The sequence below is a fragment of the Micromonospora sp. NBC_01655 genome, from assembly GCF_026339755.1.
In the GTDB taxonomy this organism is placed as follows: Bacteria; Actinomycetota; Actinomycetes; order Mycobacteriales; family Micromonosporaceae; genus Micromonospora.
Genome location: NZ_JAPEQF010000001.1, coordinates 1,527,670 through 1,542,898 on the forward strand (window position 1 = coordinate 1,527,670; position 15,229 = coordinate 1,542,898).

The window sequence follows — 15,229 nt, forward strand, 5'->3', positions numbered from 1 at the left end:
CGTGCGCAGTCGGTTGTGGGGGAGCGGCACCGCGGCGTGGTGAAGGCCTGACCGTCAGGACGGTGGGCGGGTCAGCTCGACCTCGTCGCTGGGCAGGACCTCCATGTCGCCCTCCGGACCGCGCACCTCAAGGACCGGCACGCCCTCGTCGAGCTGCATCGTCCGGCGCTCGTTCCCGCTCGGCATCCGCGCGACGACGGAAGCCCCCGGCGGCAACTCCACCCGCCGCCGCTCCGGTGCCTCCCGGACGACGGTGCCCTTGCTGCGGTTGGTGGTGACGAGTCCCTCGGAGCGAAGGACCGAGATCGCCATGCGGACGGCGTCCCGTCCGATGCCGTACTCCTGCGTCAGCCGGGTTTCGCTGCCGACGGCCGAACCCGCCGGCAGGGCGCCGGATTCGATCCGCTCGCGCAGCAGGTCGGCGAGCTGCACGTAGACGGGCGTGTGGGAACGCGGATCGATGGTCATGGCATCAGCGTGGTGGCCTCGTGGCCAGGGTGGCTTGTGGCTATATGGCCATAAGGCCTTGATGCCTTAAGGGCCCCATGCTTATAGTTCCAGTTGCGGTCGGTGTCTGGGCGGAAACGTTGAGGTGCACTGGCTCGACCGAATGAGGTTTGGTCCGGTGCGGGGAGGGGTGATCGATGGTGCGTGGTTTCTTCAGGTGGTCCGGTGGACCCGGGCGGGCGTCGTGGAGGCGCGGGGCGTCGCCCTGCCCGCGCTCCTCGACATCCGTGTCGCTGCTGCCCTGGCAGGTGCGGACGCAGCGGTTCCGGCCGCCCCGGTTCGGCCGACGCGGCCTGGACCCGGGGGAGGTGCAGGCGTTCCTGGACCGGCTGGCCACCGAGTTGGCCGTCCACTACGACGCGCTGCGGGCGGCCCGGCTGGAGACGGCCCGGCTCGGCTGCGAGGTGCGTCGCCTACGGGCCGAACAGGCCCGCCGATACAACGTGGGGCGGCACTGATGGCGGCCCGGGGCCGGTTCGTCGTCCACCTGCCCGTGCTCGCCCCCGACCTGGTCGGCGCGGTGCGGCTCGCCCGGGTGGTGGCCCGGTGGGCGGGCGTGCTCTCCTCGGCGGACCCGGGGGAGACCACCGTGTCGGCTGAGGACGAGCAGGGCGTACGGCATCGGGTCTTCTGCGACGTGCGCCTGCCGGGCGGCCGGCGCTGCCTGCTCCGGGCCGACCACGACGGCCCCTGCACCCGCCGGCCGAGCCGCTGACCCCCGGCGGTCGCGCCGGACCGAGCCCGGTCAGCCCCTAGGGTCTGTGTCGAGGTCGGCGTCGGCGTTTCCGCCCAGCGCCGCCTTCCTGCCCGGCGTTTGGGCATCCCGCCGGGCCGTGCGGCGCGAGCCGCGCCGGGTCGCCAGCGGCCGGCGCACCGCATTGGCGCCTTCGCCTGCTGCCGGCCACCTGGCCACGGCGAGACCGGCGAGTGACTGGTCACGGAGGCCGGCCGGTGCCGCCGACAGGGCCTCGCCGCCCGCCTCCGTTCTCATCTCACCGTCGCCGGGGGTGCTCCATGATCGTCTGCTGATTATGGAGAACTCGCCCGGCGTGTCGTCTCACAAATCAGCAGACGATAAAGGTGTGACCCCGGCACCTCAAGCGAGGGCGGTGTAGCGGCCTAGGGGTCTGCCCGCGCCGCAACACCTCGCCCTGGACGCCGTGCCGCTCGGCCGCCGCCGAGTCCTCCGGGGCGGACTGCCGCCGCCGGTCCCGCCAGGAGACCAGGACGAACGCGGCCACGGCCAGCGCCACGGCCACCCGAGGAAAGTCATCACTGTCGTCCTGCCACCCATTGTGGAACAGCGGCCAAGCCCCGCCTGCCCGTGCCAGCCTGTCGAGGCCGCGCTGCGTAGCGGTGGGGGGTGACGGGGCGTACTGTCATCGGTACCTTTCCGCAGTCGAGGTTGGGACTCGCCATGTCAGCTCCGCAGCAGGCGGGCAGGGTTCGACGTGCCCTCTGTCGACTCGGGCTGCATCTGCCGTCCGAATTCGTCGGCCCCGACGACCCGTGCCGCCACGAGCGGCGCTGCCCGCACTGCGGCCAGTTCTTTTCCGCCGAGGTGGTGCACACGTACGGCCGAGCCCGCGGCGCGGCGGAGCCCTGCGAGCAGGTTGCCGACTGCGTCCGGTGCGGGCACGAGTCGAGGTGGCGCCAGCACAACCGGACTCGTTCCGTGCCGGTGACCGACCTGCCCGCACCTCAGCGACGGTTTCATTCTGCCGACCCCTGCGACTACGCCCAGGTCTGCGAGGTCTGTGACGAGGTCACTCAGGTGCGGACCGAGCACGACTGGGACCGGGACGAGTGGGGCGGCAGGTGTCGCAGATGCCGGGAACGGTGGCTCGACGACGAGGCCTAGCCGGTCGCGGGTGAGCGTCGCCACCGAGCCGCATCGAGCGGAGTCCGCCCGGGTGCCGCCCGCCCGGACGGGGTCAGGAGATGTAGTGCAGGATCACGTTGTGCACGTGGTGGCTCTTCTGCGCGCCCCGGAACTCGACCTCGTACGTGTGCGTGCCCACGTGGATGGCGATCGCCCCGGTGGAGAAGAACTCCCCGCCCCATGACTTGTTGCTCACCACGCTCACGCTGGTGATCTTCGAGTACGGGATGCTGGTGATCGCGTACCGCTTGCCGACGAAGGACCGGTCCTGGATGATCACGCGCCGGTCGGTCAGGCCGATGAACCCGGTGCCGGTGCCCACGGCGTCGTAGACGGCGATGATCTGCTCCCCGTCCAGCAGCCCGCTCTGGATCTGCTGGAACTGCTCCTTGCGGTCGTATGTCGCGTTGGCCATGACTCCACGGTAGGTCGGCCGCGCCAACGCGCCGCCGGTCAGACCCCGTCGGCCCCGGGCGGCGGCACGATCAACACGATGTGCGGCATGAGGTGGCTTCCGGGCGAGGGGAACCCACGACGTGCGGCATATGGAGTGGATCAACCCGGCCCCTGCCCGGCCCGGAGTGGATCAGCCCGGCCCCAGCCCGGCCGGTCATTCGCCGGTGACGGCCCGGTAGGCGTCCTCGATGCGGGCCGCCAGCAGGACCTCGCCCTCGGTGAGCGGCTCGCCGTCGCCGTGCCCGACCCGGATCTGGGTCCGGTCGTCCCGGCGGCTGATCTCGGGGCGCAGGTGCAGGGCGTCGGCGACCACCTTCACCCGTTCGGTGAGCGCGGCGTGTTGGGTGTCGTCCATCACCAGCGTGCGCCGGATCTGCTCGCCCTCCCTGGTCCATCCGGTCAGCAGGGTCAGTGCGTCGCTCAGGTAGTCGTGCTTCGTCCGCCCCCTGAACAGCACGCGCATCACTGACCCTCCCAGGCGTCGTTGCCGGCTTGTGGCCAAATCGTCGCCGTCCCGTGTCTATGCCGGTGCCTCAAGTTTGTCGCCCGAACGAGGGTGTGTCCACGCCCACACTTCCCACTTCTACTGGACTAGCGGACGGCCACGGTACCCAAACCGCCGATTGATCTGGCACCCTGGACGCCCGTGCAGACCGAACGGGCCAGCGAGGGCGGACAGACCGAACGACAGGAACCGAAGGTGATCGTCGGCGCGGCGATCATCGCGGACGGACGGGTGCTCGCCTGCGCCCGGTCCGCCCCGCCCGAGGTCGCCGGGATGTGGGAGTTCCCGGGCGGCAAGGTGGAGCCGGGGGAGAGCGAGACCGCCGCGCTGGTCCGCGAGTGCGCCGAGGAACTGGCCGTACGCGTGGAGGTCGGTGACCGGGTCGGCCGCAACGTGCGGATGGCCCACGGCCGTTCCGTGCTCAAGGTGTACGCCGCCCGCCTGCTGCACGGCGACCAGCCGCAGGCCCTGGAACACTCCGCCCTGCGCTGGCTGTCCGCCCACGAACTCGACACGGTCACCTGGCTTCCCGCCGACGCCCCGATCGTCGCCGCCCTGCGCCCGCTGCTCGCCGCCGACTGAACGGAGCGAGCGGGCGTACGGGCGAAATGCGGACGGGGGCCGCCGGCGTGTGCCGCGGCCCCCGTCTGCGTCGTCGTGCTCAGTGCTTGTCCTGCTCCGGGTGGGCGAAGTTCAGGTGCTCCGGGGGCAGCGGGAACGTCACGTCGTCGCCGAACGGCGACGGCGCGGCGGCCCGGTCGAAGGTGAGCTCCGTCAGCGGGAGCTTGCCGTTGTCGTCCACCGCCGGGGCGGTCGGCTTCGGCACCTCGCGGTGCCAGTTGACGCCGCCCTGGGCCTGGGCCTCGGCTGCCGGGTCGTGCGAGCCGCCCGCGTGCGAGTGCAACCCGCCCTGCGCGGCGCTGGAGTGCACCGCGTCGCCGTGCTTCGCGCTGGTCACGAAGGTCTGAGGCACCTGACCCCTCCGAAAGATCTTGTTACCGAGCCACACCAGGGGATCGTACCTGCGGTCGACGACCCGCTCCTTCATCGGGATGATCCCGTTGTCCGTGATCTTGATGTGCTCCGGGCAGACCTCGGTGCAGCACTTGGTGATGTTGCAGAAGCCGAGCCCCTGCTCCGCCTGCGCGTACTCCCGGCGGTCGGTCCGCGCGTCGAGCGGGTGCATGTCCAGTTCGGCGGCCCGGATGAAGTACCGGGGGCCGGCGAAGGCGTGCTTGTTCTCGTCGTGGTCCCGGATCACGTGGCAGGTGTTCTGGCACAGGAAGCACTCGATGCACTTGCGGAACTCCTGCGAGCGCTCGACGTCCACCTGCTGCATCCGGTAGTCGCCCGGGGCCACCCCGGCCGGCGGCGCGAACGCCGGGGTCTCCCGCGCCTTCTCGTAGTTGAACGAGACGTCGGTGACCAGGTCCCGGATGACCGGGAAGGTGCGCAGCGGGGTGACCGTGACGGTCTCGTTCTCCTCGAAGGTCGACATCCGGGTCATACAGCCCAGCTTGGGCATCCCGTTGATCTCCATCGAGCAGGAGCCGCACTTGCCCGCCTTGCAGTTCCACCGGCAGGCCAGGTCCGGCGCGTCGGTAGCCTGGAGCCGGTGGATGATGTCGAGGACCACCTCGCCCTCGTTGACCTCGACCTGGTAGTCCTGAAGGTCGCCGCCGCTGTCGTCGCCGCGCCAGACCCTGAAGTGACGCTTGGTGCCCATCAGTTCCCCGCCTCCTCGGCGTCGGCGTCGGCGACGAGGGCGTCGAAGTCGGCCAGCTCCTCGTCGGTCAGGTACTTGGCCAGTTCCGCGCGGTCGAAGAGGCCGATCAGCTCCGCCCGCATCTTCGGCAGCGGCTTGTGGGTCAGCCGCACGGCGTCGCCGTCCAGCGAGCAGACCAGGTTCACCCGCCGCCACTTCGGGTCCATCGTCGGGAAGTCCTCCCGGGTGTGCCCGCCGCGCGACTCCTGCCGCTCCAGCGCCGCCTTCGCGGTGCACTCCGAGACCACCAGCATGTTGCGCAGGTCCAGCGCGAGGTGCCAGCCCGGGTTGTACCGCCGGCCGCCGACCGCGCTGACCTTCGCCACCCGCTCGCGCAGCTCGGCCAGCCGGCCCAGCGCGTCGGCCAGCTCGCCCTCCCGCCGGATGATGCCGACCAGGTCACCCATCACCGCCTGGAGGTCCTGCTGGAGCTGGTACGGGCTCTCCCCGGTGTCGCGCTGCAACGGCGCGAGCGCCGTCTCCACCGCGGCCTCCACCGCGCCGATCGCCACCTTCGGGCGCGCGGTGAGCTGGTCGGCGTACGAGGCGGCGTGGCCGCCCGCCCGCTTGCCGAAGACCAGCAGGTCAGACAGCGAGTTGCCGCCGAGGCGGTTGGAGCCGTGCATGCCGCCGGAGACCTCACCCGCGGCGAACAGCCCGCGCACGCTGCCGTACGCGGCCCCGGAGTCCGGGTCCACCTCGACGCCGCCCATCACGTAGTGGCAGGTCGGGCCGACCTCCATCGGCTCCTTGGTGATGTCGACGTCGGCCAGCTCCTTGAACTGGTGGTACATCGACGGCAGGCGGCGGCGGATCTCCTCGGCCGAGCGCCGGGAGGCGATGTCCAGGTAGACGCCGCCGGCGGGCGTACCCCGACCGGCCTTGACCTCGCTGTTGATTGCCCGGGCGACCTCGTCGCGGGGCAGCAGCTCCGGCGGACGCCGGTTGTTGTCCGGGTCGGTGTACCAGCGGTCCGCCTCCTCCTCGGTCTCCGCGTACTGCTTGCGGAAGACGTCGGGGACGTAGTCGAACATGAACCGCTTGCCGTCGGAGTTCTTCAGCACGCCGCCGTCGCCGCGCACCGACTCGGTGACCAGGATGCCCTTCACCGAGGGCGGCCAGACCATGCCGGTCGGGTGGAACTGGAGGAACTCCATGTTGATCAGCGTCGCCCCGGAGCGCAGCGCCAGCGCGTGCCCGTCGCCGGTGTACTCCCAGGAGTTCGAGGTGACCTTGTACGACCGGCCGACGCCGCCGGTGGCCAGCACCACCGCCGGGGCCTCGAACAGGATGAACTCGCCGGACTCCCGGTAGTAGCCGAACGCCCCGGCGACCTTCTCGCCGTCGAGCAGCAGCTCGGTGATGGTGGTCTCGGCGAACACCTTGATCCGGGCGTCGTACGAGCCCAGCTCCGCCTTGTCCTCCTGCTGGAGGGAGACGATCTTCTGCTGGAGGGTGCGGATCAGCTCCAGGCCGGTCCGGTCGCCGACGTGCGCCAGCCGCGGGTACTCGTGGCCGCCGAAGTTGCGCTGGGAGATCTTCCCGTCCTTGGTGCGGTCGAAGAGCGCCCCGTACGTCTCCAGCTCCCAGATCCGCTGCGGCGACTCCTTCGCATGCAGCTCGGCCATCCGGAAGTTGTTGAGGAACTTGCCGCCGCGCATGGTGTCGCGGAAGTGCACCTGCCAGTTGTCCCGGCTGTTCACGTTGCCCATGGCGGCGGCGGCGCCGCCCTCGGCCATCACGGTGTGCGCCTTGCCGAACAGCGACTTCGAGATGATCGCGGTCTTCTTGCCGGCGAGCCGGGCCTCGATCGCCGCGCGCAGGCCGGCGCCGCCGGCCCCGATCACGACGACGTCGTAGTGGTGTCGTTCGATGCGATTTGTGGTGGTCATGTCAGGCCCTCTAGTTGATGAACCGCAGGTCGTTGAACCAGCCGGCGGCGATCGCCATGACGTAGAAGTCGGTCAGCGCCAGGGTGCCGAGGGTGATCCAGGCGAGCTGCATGTGCCGGACGTTCAGCCAGGACACGCCGGTCCATGCCTTGTAACGCACCGGGTGCGCCGAGAAGTGCTTGAGCCGTCCGCCGATGATGTGTCGGCAGGAGTGGCAGGAGATCGTGTACGCCCACAGCATGGCCACGTTGACCAGCAGGACGATGTTGCCCAGCCCGAAGCCGAAGCCCTTCGGCGAGTGGAAGGCCAGGACCGCGTCCCAGGTGTTGATCAGCGAGATGATCGCGGCGGCGTAGAAGAAGTAGCGGTGCAGGTTCTGGCCGAGCAGCGGGAACCGGGTCTCGCCGGAGTAGGTCTTGTGCCCGTCCGGGACCGCGCAGGCCGGCGGAGACAGCCAGAACGACCGGTAGTACGCCTTGCGGTAGTAGTAGCAGGTGAGCCGGAACAGCAGCAGGAACGGCAGGGTCAGCGCCGCGTCCGGGATGATCCACCAGCCGGGCAGGAAGCTGCCGAAGTGCGAGGACGCCTCGACGCACCGGTCGGTGACGCAGGGGGAGTAGAACGGGGTCAGGTAGTGGTACTGGTCCACCCAGTACCACTTGTGCATGAAGACCCGGACCGTCGCGTACGCGACCCAGGCGCCGAGCCCGACGACGGTGATCAGTGGGGCGAGCCACCAGCGGTCGGTCCGCAACGTCTTCGCCGCTATGGCGGCGCGTGCTCGCGCTCCCCGCGGCCTCGTTGCCGTTGATGTCATTCGAGTCGTCTCCCTGACGGGGCCCTCACGGGCGGCATCATGTTCCGGTCGGCATGCGGACCGGCGAACCCCGTGCCCGCTGCCACGTCACGCGCAAGCCAAGACCACACCGGGCGTGCCGGCGCAGCTAAGTGACACACGTTACGCCGATCTCCGCTGGCCGTCCGCGCAAGGGAGTGTCCCGTGTGTCCAGGCCCCCGGAAAGCCCTCGCAACACGTTTGAGCTCCGGATGTTAGTAACCTCACTGTCCGGCCGGCCCAGGACCGGCCGGGAGCAGCGGGGTTCAGCCGGAGGCGCCACCGGTGAAGTTCCAGGCGGCCAGCCGCAGCGCCGGTGCGTCCCACCAGACGCCGTCGACCCGGTCCGGTTGCCGGACGGGCCGGCGGCCGATCCCGAGCACCGCGCCGGGCCCCAGCGCCCGGGGGTACGACTCGGTGAAGCGGAAGTCGCGTACCGCCCGGACCGGCACGCCGCCCTCCACCAGCCAGACCCCGTTGCGGGTCAGCCCGGTGATCACCAGTTTCTTGGTGTCCAGTACCCGGGTGTACCAGAGATCGCTGACCAGCAGGCCGCGGTCCATCCCGGCGACCAGGGCGGCGGTCTCGGCGTCGAGCACCGGCCCGACCGGCGGCTCCGGCCCGCCCACCGGCCCGGCACCGGCCGCCCGGGTGGCACCGGGGTCGCCCGCGGCGGCCACCCCGGCGGGGCCGGTGAGCCGCAGGTTGCCGGGCGTCGGGCCGAAGGTGGCCGCCCCCGGCGCCGCGTGCCCGGTGGAGCCCGCGCCGGCCTGCGCGCCGCTGCGCCGGTCGTGCGTCACGGCGACCGTGGTGCCCGCGTCCACCAGGGTCAGCGCCCGCCGGCCGGTGCCCTCGGCGTCGAACGGCAGCCCGGAGCCGCCGAGCGGGTCGTCGACGAGCGTCACCGCCGGGTCGAACTGGGCGACGCCCAGCTCGGCGAACGACTGCCGCTCGGCGAACCGCTTGCCGTTGAAGCCCCACAGGGCGAGGTTGTGCAGCAGGTCGGCCACGGCGGCCGGCTCCAGCACCACCTCGTAGCGGCCCGGCGGCAGCTCGACCGGGTCCACGGCGGCCCGGGCCTTCGCGGCGGCCCGGAGCCCCAGCGCCGCCCCGTCGAGGTCGGCGAGCCGGTCCGCGCAGAGCCGGGCCACCCCGTCCGCCCCACCGGCCCGGGCGATGCCGTCCATCGCCGCCTCGGCCGTGCTGCCCCGCGCCGAGTGGCCGGCCGAGTTGGCGAACGCCGCCGACCGGTACGCGGTGCGGCAGTAGCCGGCGGCCTCCAGCCCGCCGACGGCGGCCACGAACGCGCGCACCCGCTCGGCCCGCTCGGCGGGCTCGGCGAACGCGGTGGCCTCGTCCCACACCGGGGCGGCCGGCACCGACACCGGCGGGGCCAGCCCCGGCCAGGCCGGGTCGGGCGGGCAGAGCCGGGCCGCGGTCAGCGTCCGCTCGACCAGGGCGGCCAGCCCGTCCGGGGTGACCACGCTGCCGCCACCGGCGGCCGTCCGCCCGTCGGCGTGCAGCCGCAGCCGAACCCCGACGCCCGACTCGGCCACGTTCTGGTGGACGAAGGAGTTGGCGAACCGGGTCAGCGCCAGCTCGGACCGGGTGACCACCACCTCGGCCTCGGCCCCCGGCCCGCCCAGCCGGTGGACCAGGTCGACCACCCGGCCGGCGAGGTCGAGCGGGTGCCGCTCGGCGTCGTGGCTCATGCGACCACCTCGCCCCGCCCGGCGGTCGCATGCGGATTCACCGCACTGCGCCTGACGATTCGCTCGCTCATGCGCGGACCCCCACTCGGACGTTTCGGAACCGGGCCGGCGCGGCCGGGTGCCCGGTGTGGCCGGTCTGGCCGGGCTGGCCCTTGCCGCAGTTCGGCGTGCCCCACGCGACGGTCTCGGAGGAGAGCATGTCCATCGAGCGCCAGAACAGCGGGCCGATGCCGGTGTAGGTGGGGTTGCGCAGCATCCGCCTCCGCCGGCCGTTCTTGATCTCCCAGCCGACCTCGCAGCCGAACTGGAAGTTCAGCCGCTTGTCGTCGATGGACCAGGAGCGGTTGAGGTCCATCAGCACCCCGTCGTCGGTGGCCGCGACGATCTCGTCGAGGGTGTGCGGTCCGGGCTCCAGGCCGACGTTGGTCATCCGCACCATCGGCAGCCGGGCCCAGCCGTCGGCCCGTACGCTGCCGCCGTGGTCCAGGCCGGCGACGGCGGCCGAGTCCCGGCCGGCGAGCACCCCGACCCACCGGCCCTCGCGCACCGCGTCCCGCCGCGCCGCCGGGGAGCCCTCGTCGTCGAAGCCGAAGCTGCCGAGCGCGCCGGGGATGGTCGGGTCGATGACGACGTTCATCAGCTCGGAGCCGTAGCGCAGCGAGCCGAGCTGGGCCAGGTCCAGCCACGACGTGCCGGCGAAGGCGGCCTCCCAGCCGAGGATGCGGTCCAGCTCGATGGCGTGCCCGACCGACTCGTGGATCTGCAACGCGAGCTGCTCGCCGCCGAGGATCAGGTCGGTCTCGCCGGCCGGGCACTGCGGGGCGGTGAGCAGCGCCCGGCTCTCCTCGGCGATCCGGGCGGCGTGGGCGGCCAGGTCGAGCGAGGTGACCAGCTCCCAGCCGGTGGTGCCGTACTGGCCGCGGTAGCTCGGGTACGACCGGCGCTGGGTCTCGCCGTCGCCGATCGAGGTGGCCGAGATGCCGCCACCGCACTCGCGGATGTGCTGGTCGATGCGGTGCCCCTCGCTGGAGACGAACCACTTCGTGGTGTCCCAGACCTGGTAGAGCCCCTCGGCCAGGTCCGCGCCGTGCGCGGCCATCGTGGCGGTCGCGCCGACCAGCAGGTCGCCCTTGTCGGACAGCGCCACCCCGAGCGGGTCCACCTCGCACGCCGAGGCCCAGCTCGCGACGGTCGGCTCGGCCGGCACCAGGTCGATCGGCGGGCCGGGGACGCGCGCGCTCGCGGCGGCGATCCGCGCGGCGCGCCGGCCGGCGTCATGGGCCGCGGCGTCGGACAGCTCCGGTACGGCGTGGAAGCCCCAGCTCGACCCGACCAGCGCCCGGACGCCCAGCCCGAGGCTCTCGTCCTGGGTCAGCTCCTCGATGTCGCCGTTGCGGGCGGACATCGACTCGTACCGGCGGTGCATCACCCGGGCGTCGGCGTACCGGGCCCCCGCGTCCAGAGCGGCCTGCACGGCCGCGGACGCCGCATCGAATCCGGTCATGGCCCGACCCTAGGTGACGGGACCGACATCCGTCAGGGGACGAGATCCTCCGGCCGGATCGTCGCCCGGACGGGCTCGGTCAGCTCCAGCACCTCGCCCCGTTTGACCGCCGAGTGCTCCACATAGTGGGCGTGTCGACGGTGGTACAGGCGCAGCGCGCCGGTGTCCTGCTCGATCAGCAGGTACCAGTCGATGCCGGCGGCGGCGTAGTAGTGCATCTTGAGCACCTTGTCGGTGGCCGCGTTGCTCGGCGAGATGATCTCGCAGACCAGCCGAACCTCGTGCGCCTCCACGTTGGGATCGTCGAGGTCGACCGGGTTCGTGACGACGAGATCGGCAACGGGGACCCGTCCGGGCCTGAGCCGGACGGTCACCGCCTCCAGCAGTTCCAGCCCGACGGCCTCGGCGGCCGGTTCGAGGATGTTGCCCAGCTTGCGTGAGATCCGCTGGTGCCGGGGGGTGGGGGCCGGGGTCACGTGGAGGCTCCCGTCGAAGAGTTCGACCCGCTGGGACGTCTCGCCGAGGGCGAGGTACTCCTCCTCGGTCCACGGTCCGTCGTGGTCGAACACCGCCGTGGTCATGGCCACCTCCTCCTCGATCCGGCGCGGATCCTCTCCCGGTTGCCGCCCCCATGGTCGCACCCGAGGTGCGACGGCGGCACAGGTCGCCGCCGACGTCCAGGTGAGGCTGTCGGCCGGCGTTGCCGAGTCGTTACGCTGGGCCCCGCTGACAGCCCCCGCTTTGTAGCTTATTTTCAGCCCCAGTGATCTGTTGTAGTTTCTCTTCGTCACTGAGGGAGGCGGTCGTGGACAAGCCAGCATCGGCGCCGTCCGGGCAACCGGGCGACCGCCCCGGCGTGCCGGAGCAGCGCGGCGACGGGCCGTACCTGCGGGTCAGCGACCTGCGGGTGCGCTTCGCCACGGAGGACGGCACGGTCCGCGCGGTGGACGGGGTCTCCTTCGCCGTGGAGCGCGGGCGCACCCTCGGCATCGTCGGCGAGTCCGGCTCCGGCAAGAGCGTCACCTCGCTGGCCGTGCTCGGCCTGCACGATCCGAAGCGCGCCACCATCACCGGCGGGATCTCCGTCGGTGGCCGGCAGCTCGTCGGCCTGCCCGAGGAGGAGATCCGCCGGCTGCGCGGCCGGGACATGGCGATGATCTTCCAGGACCCGCTGTCGGCGCTGCACCCGTACTACACGGTGGGCAGGCAGATCGCCGAGGCGTACCGGGTGCACCACCCCCGGGCCGGCCGGCGGGAGGCCCGGCGGCGGGCCGTCGACATGCTCGGCCGGGTCGGCATTCCGCAGCCGGCGAAGCGGTACGACCAGTACCCGCACGAGTTCTCCGGTGGCATGCGGCAGCGGGCGATGATCGCCATGGCGCTGGTCAACGACCCCGACCTGCTGATCGCCGACGAGCCGACCACCGCGCTGGACGTCACCGTGCAGGCGCAGATCCTAGACCTGCTCGCCGACCTCCAGGCCGAGTTCCACTCCGCGATCATCCTGATCACCCACGACCTCGGCGTGGTCGGCCAGGTCGCCGACGAGGTGCTGGTGATGTACGGCGGCCGGGCCGTCGAGCAGGGCAGCGTGGAGCAGGTGCTCCGGCGCCCGCAGCACCCGTACACCTGGGGCCTGCTCTCCAGCGTGCCGGCGCTGCACGGCGACGCGGACGCGGACCTGGTGCCGATCGCGGGCAACCCGCCCAGCCTGATCAACCTGCCGGCGGGCTGCGCCTTCCACCCCCGCTGCCGGTACGCCGACCGCACCGGCGGCCGGTCGCGCGCCGAGGTCCCGCCGCTGGGTCCGGCCGGCGAGGCCGGTCAACTGGTCGCCTGCCACCTGACCGCCCGGGAGCGCACCCTGCTGTACCGCGAGGACGTCGCACACGTGGGGGTGGCCCGGTGAGCGCGAGGAACGTAGCGGAGCGGAGTCCCGCAGCCGTGAACGAAGGCAGGCCCTGGTGAGCGCGAGGAACGTAGCGGAGCGGAGTCCCGCAGTCGCGAACGAAGGCAGGCCCTGGTGAGCGCGAGGAACGTAGCGGAGCGGAGTCCCGCAGTCGCGAACGAAGGTGGGCTCCGGTGAGCGCGAGGAACGTAGCGGAGCGGAGTCCCGCAGTCGCGAACGAAGGCAGGCCCCTGTGAGTACCGAGCCGTTGCTGCGGGTCAGCGGGCTGACCAAGCACTTCCCGGTGCGCAGCGGGTTCCGCGCCACCGGGCTGGTGCGGGCCGTCGACGGCCTGGACTTCGAGGTGCGCCCCGGGGAGACGCTGGGCCTGGTGGGGGAGTCCGGCTGCGGCAAGACCACCGCCGGCCGGATGCTGGTGCGGCTGCTGGAGCCGACCGCCGGGCGGATCGAGTTCGCCGGCCGGGACATCACCCACGCCGGGCGGCGCGAGCTGCGCCCGTTGCGCCAGGACCTCCAGATCATCTTCCAGGACCCGTACGCCTCGCTGAACCCCCGGCACACCGTCGGCCGGATCGTGGCGATGCCGTTGCACGTCAACGGGATCGACCCGCCGGGCGGGGTGCGCAAGCGGGTGCAGGAGCTGCTGGAGCTGGTCGGGCTCAACCCCGAGCACTACAACCGCTACCCGCACGAGTTCTCCGGCGGGCAGCGGCAGCGCATCGGCATCGCCCGGGCGCTGGCCCTGCGGCCGAAGCTGATCGTCGCCGACGAGCCGGTCTCCGCCCTGGACGTGTCGATCCAGGCCCAGGTGGTCAACCTGCTCCGGGACCTGCAACGGGACCTCGGGCTGGCGTTCGTCTTCATCGCCCACGACCTGGCCGTGGTGCGGCACTTCTGCCAGCGGGTCGCGGTGATGTACCTGGGCCGGATCGTGGAGATCGGCGACCGGGCGGACATCTACGAGCGCCCGCAGCACCCGTACACCCGGGCCCTGCTGTCGGCGATCCCGGACGTGACGACGCTCGGGCCGGGCGGCCGGATCCGGCTGACCGGCGACGTGCCGACCCCGCTGAACCCGCCGTCGGGCTGCCGGTTCCGCACCCGCTGCTGGAAGGCGCAGGACGTCTGCGCGACCGAGGAGCCGGCCCTGGTGCCCCGGGACGGCGGCGCGCAGTCGACTGCCTGCCACTTCCCGGAGTCCGAGCGGGCCGGCGTGAGCGGTGCGGAGGTGACGAGGTGAGCCTGTCCCCGGTCGAGGGCGTGGCGCTGGCGGAGATCGAGTCCACCGGCGACGGTGCCGCGCCGAAGGCGAAGGGGTTCGTCGGCCGGTCGCCCGGCCAGCTCGCCTGGGCCCGGCTGCGGCGGGACCGAACCGCCATGGTCAGCGCCGGCATGCTGGCCTTCTTCGTGCTGGTCGCCCTCGCCGTGCCGCTGATCCAGGCGCTGTACGGGGTGGGCCCGCGCGAGCAGTTCCAGACCCGCCTCGACGGCTTCGGCATGCCGCTGGGGTATGCCGGGGGCATCAGCGGCGAGCACTGGTTCGGGCTGGAGCCGGGCCTGGGCCGGGACATCTTCATCCGGATGGTGCACGGCCTGCGGACGTCGCTGTTCATCGCGTTCGCCGCCGCCGTGATCACCGCCGCGATCGGCATCGTGCTGGGCACCCTCGCCGGCTACCTGGGCGGCTGGCTCGATGCGGTGATCAACTGGATCACCGACCTGACCCTGGCCATGCCGTTCCTGATCATCGCGCTGGCGCTGACCCCGACCGTCGCGCTGCGCTTCTACGGCCAGCGCGAGGCGGTGCCGGCCGCGTTCCAGATCGGCGTGCTGATCGCCGTCTTCGCCCTCTTCGGCTGGACCAGCACCGCCCGGCTGGTCCGGGGGCAGGTCATCGCGCTGCGCGAGCGGGAGTTCGTGGAGGCGGCCCGGGCCAGCGGCGCCGGGCTGGGGCACATGCTGTTCCGTCAGCTCCTGCCGAACATCTGGGCGCCGATCCTGGTGTCGTTCTCCCTCGCGGTGCCGTCGTACATCACCAGCGAGGCGGCGCTGTCGTTCATCGGCGTCGGGCTCACCGACGAGACGCCGAGCTTCGGCCGGATGATCTACCGCAGCCTGGACTACCTCCAGACCGACCCGGCGTACGTCTTCTTCCCCGGCATCACGATCTTCGCGCTGGTGTTCGCCTTCAACCTCTTCGGGGACGCGCTGCGCGACGCGCTCGACCCGAAGTCGTCCCGGTAGGGGTTCGCGATGAGCGCG

15 protein-coding genes are annotated in these 15,229 nt (G+C 72.0%); 6 read left to right on the forward strand and 9 right to left on the reverse strand.

Annotated features, from left to right (window positions below; genetic code table 11):
• Nucleotides 1-54: 54 nt before the first annotated feature.
• Nucleotides 55-468: a GntR family transcriptional regulator gene (locus OOK41_RS07270; protein ID WP_266263471.1), complete on the reverse strand. Its 414-nt coding sequence runs from the start codon at nucleotides 466-468 to the stop codon at nucleotides 55-57.
• Between the two features lie 266 nt (nucleotides 469-734).
• On the opposite strand from OOK41_RS07270, the gene OOK41_RS07275 reads away from it, so the two are divergent.
• Both OOK41_RS07275 and OOK41_RS07280 read left to right on the forward strand, forming a co-directional pair.
• Nucleotides 735-965: a DivIVA domain-containing protein gene (locus OOK41_RS07275; protein WP_266263472.1), complete on the forward strand. Its 231-nt coding sequence runs from the start codon at nucleotides 735-737 to the stop codon at nucleotides 963-965.
• Entirely contained in the window at nucleotides 965-1,222 is a 258-nt protein-coding gene (locus OOK41_RS07280; RefSeq protein WP_266263473.1) for a hypothetical protein, read from the forward strand. Before OOK41_RS07275 ends, OOK41_RS07280 begins: the two co-directional genes overlap by 1 nt.
• 1,219 nt (nucleotides 1,223-2,441) lie before the next feature.
• Here OOK41_RS07280 and OOK41_RS07285 read toward each other — a convergent pair.
• Together OOK41_RS07285 and OOK41_RS07290 are read right to left on the reverse strand one after the other, a co-directional pair.
• A complete protein-coding gene (locus tag OOK41_RS07285; RefSeq protein ID WP_117665244.1) occupies nucleotides 2,442-2,804 on the reverse strand; it encodes a PH domain-containing protein in 363 nt (120 codons plus the stop codon).
• Between the two features lie 195 nt (nucleotides 2,805-2,999).
• The gene (locus tag OOK41_RS07290) at nucleotides 3,000-3,308 is read right to left on the reverse strand and encodes a 4a-hydroxytetrahydrobiopterin dehydratase (RefSeq protein ID WP_117665245.1); all 309 of its coding nucleotides are present in this window, start codon (nucleotides 3,306-3,308) and stop codon (nucleotides 3,000-3,002) included.
• 183 nt (nucleotides 3,309-3,491) lie between these two features.
• On the opposite strand from OOK41_RS07290, the gene OOK41_RS07295 reads away from it, so the two are divergent.
• The gene (locus OOK41_RS07295) at nucleotides 3,492-3,932 is read left to right on the forward strand and encodes a (deoxy)nucleoside triphosphate pyrophosphohydrolase (protein WP_266263479.1); all 441 of its coding nucleotides are present in this window, start codon (nucleotides 3,492-3,494) and stop codon (nucleotides 3,930-3,932) included.
• Between the two features lie 79 nt (nucleotides 3,933-4,011).
• Here the strand turns inward: OOK41_RS07295 and OOK41_RS07300 are convergent, their stop codons facing one another.
• From OOK41_RS07300 to OOK41_RS07325, 6 genes are all read right to left on the reverse strand, one after another.
• Nucleotides 4,012-5,076, reverse strand: coding sequence for a succinate dehydrogenase/fumarate reductase iron-sulfur subunit (locus tag OOK41_RS07300; RefSeq protein ID WP_266263481.1), 1,065 nt, complete (start codon nucleotides 5,074-5,076; stop codon nucleotides 4,012-4,014).
• Nucleotides 5,076-7,007 carry a fumarate reductase/succinate dehydrogenase flavoprotein subunit gene (locus OOK41_RS07305; RefSeq protein WP_117665248.1) on the reverse strand — a complete coding sequence of 644 codons (1,932 nt, stop codon included), beginning with the start codon at nucleotides 7,005-7,007 and terminating at the stop codon, nucleotides 5,076-5,078. The genes OOK41_RS07300 and OOK41_RS07305 overlap by 1 nt, the downstream gene beginning before the upstream one ends.
• 10 nt (nucleotides 7,008-7,017) lie before the next feature.
• Nucleotides 7,018-7,824: a hypothetical protein gene (locus OOK41_RS07310; RefSeq protein ID WP_266263483.1), complete on the reverse strand. Its 807-nt coding sequence runs from the start codon at nucleotides 7,822-7,824 to the stop codon at nucleotides 7,018-7,020.
• Between the two features lie 284 nt (nucleotides 7,825-8,108).
• Nucleotides 8,109-9,554, reverse strand: coding sequence for a TldD/PmbA family protein (locus OOK41_RS07315; protein ID WP_266263485.1), 1,446 nt, complete (start codon nucleotides 9,552-9,554; stop codon nucleotides 8,109-8,111).
• Between the two features lie 67 nt (nucleotides 9,555-9,621).
• Complete coding sequence (locus OOK41_RS07320) at nucleotides 9,622-11,058, reverse strand: TldD/PmbA family protein (protein WP_266263487.1); 1,437 nt, start codon at nucleotides 11,056-11,058, stop codon at nucleotides 9,622-9,624.
• 32 nt (nucleotides 11,059-11,090) lie between these two features.
• Complete coding sequence (locus tag OOK41_RS07325) at nucleotides 11,091-11,639, reverse strand: Uma2 family endonuclease (RefSeq protein WP_266263489.1); 549 nt, start codon at nucleotides 11,637-11,639, stop codon at nucleotides 11,091-11,093.
• A 224-nt stretch (nucleotides 11,640-11,863) separates the two neighbouring features.
• Between OOK41_RS07325 and OOK41_RS07330 the strand changes: the two genes are divergently transcribed.
• From OOK41_RS07330 to OOK41_RS07340, 3 genes are all read left to right on the forward strand, one after another.
• A complete protein-coding gene (locus tag OOK41_RS07330) occupies nucleotides 11,864-12,967 on the forward strand; it encodes an ABC transporter ATP-binding protein (RefSeq protein WP_117665253.1) in 1,104 nt (367 codons plus the stop codon).
• Nucleotides 12,968-13,199: 232 nt separating this feature from the next.
• Nucleotides 13,200-14,207 carry an ABC transporter ATP-binding protein gene (locus OOK41_RS07335; RefSeq protein WP_117665254.1) on the forward strand — a complete coding sequence of 336 codons (1,008 nt, stop codon included), beginning with the start codon at nucleotides 13,200-13,202 and terminating at the stop codon, nucleotides 14,205-14,207.
• Nucleotides 14,204-15,211, forward strand: coding sequence for an ABC transporter permease (locus tag OOK41_RS07340; RefSeq protein WP_117665255.1), 1,008 nt, complete (start codon nucleotides 14,204-14,206; stop codon nucleotides 15,209-15,211). Before OOK41_RS07335 ends, OOK41_RS07340 begins: the two co-directional genes overlap by 4 nt.
• The last annotated feature ends 18 nt before the right edge of the window (nucleotides 15,212-15,229 follow it).